Genomic DNA, 919 nt, shown 5'->3' on the forward strand with positions numbered 1-919 from the left:
CCAGTTTTCTGGGACCACTTCAAGTCGCCCCAACCGACTGCACACTTTCCCCATAGACGGATCCAAGACCCCCGCGGCTTCCACCTTGGGAGGTTTTCCAACGCGGGTCGTGGTCGCCCCAGTGCGCAACGTTCCGCCGCGACCCGCATCAGAAAACCTTCACCAGAGCCGCCGTCCGCCGACTGTTTGAACACTGCACTGCGGCTTTCGCATTGCTGCCGTTCATGCATCTTGCAGCATTTTTGACAGGCGAGTGTTGGCACAGCGGGACTGTGCTGCCGTTCACGAAAGGGTAGCTAGGTACTTGATCACAGTCTGAACTGCGATTTCTGGATCACATTGCGAGCCAATTCGGCAGATCGGCTTATGTTGTCTCGCCAACCATCGTTCATGCATGCCAACATTGCGACCATTGAAGTTGGGATCGTCGTAACCCGTTGCCCAGTCAATGAAGTTAACGTGAATTTGAAACATGTCTCCGCCTTCTTCGATCCGTTCGCCAAAGCGCGTTTGCTCGCGTGAACGAAGCCGCTGCAGTCGGAACGGGGTGGCAAGCGTCGTGAATACGATTATGTCAGCCTGATCAACCAGTTCTCTACCCCACTCATTGCAGGCACCAGATAAAACCCAGCCCTCATTTCCAAGAGCGTTTCGCATTGAACTCACCCGCTCTTCGACGGAGTTTTTGACAGAAAACGGCGGATCGATCGGAGCCCAGTAGTGGTCATCGGTATCGACATGCACCAACCCCAATTCAGACGAAACACTTTGCCCTAGCGTTGTTGAGCCACTTCCAGAGGCGCCAAAGATGTAAATTTTTGGATTTTCTAGTTTCGTCATCATGGACCATTGGTACGCATGGCATGACCTATCTCGCGCATGAGGCATTGGTCAAGTTGGGCTCACAGCTGTCTTACGG

General features: G+C 53.6%; 1 protein-coding gene. It reads right to left on the reverse strand.

Annotation, left to right across the window (positions count from 1 at the left end; genetic code table 11):
- Positions 1 to 282: 282 nt before the first annotated feature.
- Positions 283 to 843: an adenylate kinase gene (locus tag FGE21_RS19870; protein ID WP_218062809.1), complete on the reverse strand. Its 561-nt coding sequence runs from the start codon at positions 841 to 843 to the stop codon at positions 283 to 285.
- Between the last annotated feature and the right edge of the window lie 76 nt (positions 844 to 919).

Source organism: Phaeobacter sp. B1627 (assembly GCF_006265095.1).
GTDB lineage: Bacteria > Pseudomonadota > Alphaproteobacteria > Rhodobacterales > Rhodobacteraceae > Epibacterium.